At 64.6% G+C, this 2,909-nt stretch carries 4 protein-coding genes; all 4 read left to right on the forward strand.

Annotated elements, in window-relative coordinates; all coding sequences use genetic code 11:
• Positions 1 to 655, forward strand: a 655-nt coding sequence (locus HY058_22505) for a formate dehydrogenase subunit alpha (protein ID MBI3500075.1), incomplete at its 5' end; no start/stop codon positions are given.
• Between the two features lie 19 nt (positions 656 to 674).
• Positions 675 to 1,271, forward strand: coding sequence for a 4Fe-4S dicluster domain-containing protein (locus HY058_22510; protein ID MBI3500076.1), 597 nt, complete (start codon positions 675 to 677; stop codon positions 1,269 to 1,271).
• A 138-nt stretch (positions 1,272 to 1,409) separates the two neighbouring features.
• Positions 1,410 to 1,586, forward strand: a complete 177-nt coding sequence (locus HY058_22515) for a hypothetical protein (GenBank protein MBI3500077.1) — start codon at positions 1,410 to 1,412, stop codon at positions 1,584 to 1,586.
• A 22-nt stretch (positions 1,587 to 1,608) separates the two neighbouring features.
• On the forward strand, positions 1,609 to 2,703 hold the full coding sequence (locus HY058_22520) for a formate dehydrogenase subunit gamma (GenBank protein MBI3500078.1): 1,095 nt from the start codon (positions 1,609 to 1,611) through the stop codon (positions 2,701 to 2,703).
• Positions 2,704 to 2,909: the final 206 nt, after the last annotated feature.

Consider the following 2,909-nt stretch of genomic DNA (forward strand, 5'->3'; position numbering starts at 1 on the left):
CTTCGATACCTCAGGCGGCGTGATCCGCGTGGCGATCCTTCACGGCTGCGATCCGAAGGGCAACGCTCGGGCACGCGCGAACGTGTGGAACTTCCCCGATCCGGTTCCCACGCACCGCGAGCCGCTTTATTCGCCGGACCGCCAGCTGGTCGCGAAGTATCCGACCTATACCGACCGGATGCTTCACCGCCTGCCGACGCTGTTCAAGACGATCCAGGACCGCGACGTCTCCAAGCAGTTCCCGACCGTTCTTACGTCGGGCCGCCTGGTCGAATATGAAGGTGGCGGCGACGAGACGCGCTCCAACAAGTGGCTCGCCGAACTCCAGCAGCAGATGTTCGTCGAGATCAATCCGGCGGACGCGACCCGGATCGGCGCCAAGAACAACGACGATGTCTGGGTCTTCGGTCCGGAAAACAACGCGCGGATCAAGGTCAAGGCGATGGTGACCGAGCGCGTGGGCCGAGGCGTGGCATGGATGCCGTTCCACTTCGCGGGCCACTGGATGGGCAAGGACATGCGTTCGTCCTATCCGCAAGGCACGGATCCGATCGTGCTGGGCGAGGCGGTGAACACCATCACCACCTATGGCTACGATCCTGTGACCCAGATGCAGGAAACCAAGACCACCTTGTGCCGCATCGAGAAGGCCTAAGGGCTAGGGAGCGATTGACATGGCTCGTATGAAGTTCCTCCTCGACGCCGAGCGCTGCATCGAATGCAACGCCTGCGTCACCGCCTGCAAGAACGAACACGAGGTGCCGTGGGGCATCAACCGGCGGCGCGTCGTAACGCTGAACGACGGCAAGCCGGGCGAGCGTTCGATCTCGATGGCCTGCATGCACTGCACGGACGCGCCGTGCATGGCGGTCTGTCCGGTCGACTGCTTCTACAAGACGGCCGAAGGCGTGGTCCTGCACTCCAAGGACCTGTGCATCGGCTGCGGCTACTGCTTCTACGCATGCCCCTTCGGGGCACCGCAGTATCCGCAGGCGGGTAATTTCGGCACGCGCGGCAAGATGGACAAGTGCACCTTCTGCTCGGCCGGCCCGGAGCCGTCGAACACCGAGGCGAGCTTCGTCAAATACGGCCGCAACCGTCTGGCCGAAGGCAAGCTGCCGCTGTGCGCTGAAATGTGCTCGACAAAGGCCCTGCTCGCGGGCGACGGCGACGTCATCGCGGGCATCTACCGCGAGCGCGTGGTCACGCGCGGTTACGGTTCGGGTGCCTGGGGCTGGGCGACGGCCTATGGCGAGGGTACGCGCACCTAGTACCGGTACACCCGAGACGGATTGCCGGCCGCCTTTCAGGGGCGGCCGGCGAACCACCGGGTTCCAGGATGAAAGCGACACGAACATGTGTCGGCGTTGCAGGGGTTAGAGATGATGTCCAGCGGTCAAAGAAACCTGATGTGGTTGATTTTCGCAGGCCTGTTTGCGGTCGCCTTCACGTTCAGCGCGGGCGACCGCGGTTTGAGCGACGGCTCCACCGGCAGCTATCTGGGCCGTGCGGTCAGCAACGCGCAACCCGTTCCGATGCCCGCGCGCGACGCGCTCGCGAATCGCGCCGCAACCCAGCGCTACTAGGCCGGAAGAGGAGAGAACGATCATGATGTTCGCAACGTCATTCCGCCGCCTGACCTGGGCCGCCCTCGCGGTCGTCGCGTTCGGCCTTGTCCCGCTTCCCGCAGATGCGCAGGCACCTGCTCCGGCACCGGTTACGGCCACGTCGACGCCGCCGGTCAGTGCCTCCGACAACGCGCGCCTCCCGCCGCCGCCGGTCGGCGAATATCGCAGCCCGTCGCAGCGCCCGGAGGTCGGCCTCATGGCAAGCGACGCAGAACTCCTGCATGCACTCGCGCCCACGCGCGGAACCGTCAGCATTCCCGACGAGAAGTCCGCCACGCTGATCCAGCCGGGTGGCCGTGACTGGCGGCAGACGGTCAAGGGGCCGATCCGGGTTCTCGGCTCCTGGCTGATCTTGGGCATGTGCTGCCTGCTGATCGCCTTCTACCTGCTGCGCGGCAAGATCATGGTCGATAGCGGCCTGTCGGGCCGCACGATCGAGCGCTTCAACAGCGTCGAGCGCTTCGTCCACTGGATGACTGCAGGCGCATTCGTGATTCTGGCGGTTTCGGGTCTCAACATCACCTATGGCCGCTACGTGCTGCTGCCGCTCCTCGGTCCGGACGCATTCGCAGCCCTCACAACGGTTCTGAAATACGCACACAACTATCTGTCGTTCGCGTTCATGCTTGGCGTGCTGCTCATGTTCCTGATGTGGGTGCGCCATAACATCCCCTCGAAGCTTGACCTGCAGTGGCTCGCGGTCGGCGGCGGGCTGTTCTCGAAGGGCGTGCACCCGCCGGCGGACAAGTTCAATGCCGGCCAGAAGATCATTTTCTGGTCGGTCGTCGCGGGCGGCACGGCGCTCAGCATCACGGGTATCTGGCTGCTCTTCCCGTTCCAGTTCGGCGACGTCGCATCGATGCAGACGATGCAGGTCATCCACTCGATCATCGGGCTCCTGCTGACGGCGATCGTGATCGCGCATATCTACATCGGCTCGCTCGGCATGGAGCAGGCCTTCGACGCGATGGGGACGGGCCAGGTCGACGAGAACTGGGCCAAGGAACATCACGGCGTCTGGCTTGCCAAGGTGAAGGGGCAGGCGATGCCGGTCTACAAGATGGGTCACGACTGAACGACAGGCTAGGTTGGGCCCGCGCCGAGGGATCGGCGCGGGCCTTTTTCGTTTCGGGGTATGCCTGACGTGATGCGAACGCTCTTCATCGCCCTTTTCCTGCTCGCGGCATCGTCCGTCCGCGCCGAAATGGCGGGGCACGGCGCCATGGTCAACGCGATCGCCGTATCGCCGGACGGAAAGCGCGTCCTGACCGGATCGTGGGA

This window comes from Pseudomonadota bacterium (assembly GCA_016195085.1).
Classification (GTDB): domain Bacteria; phylum Pseudomonadota; class Alphaproteobacteria; order SHVZ01; family SHVZ01; genus JACQAG01.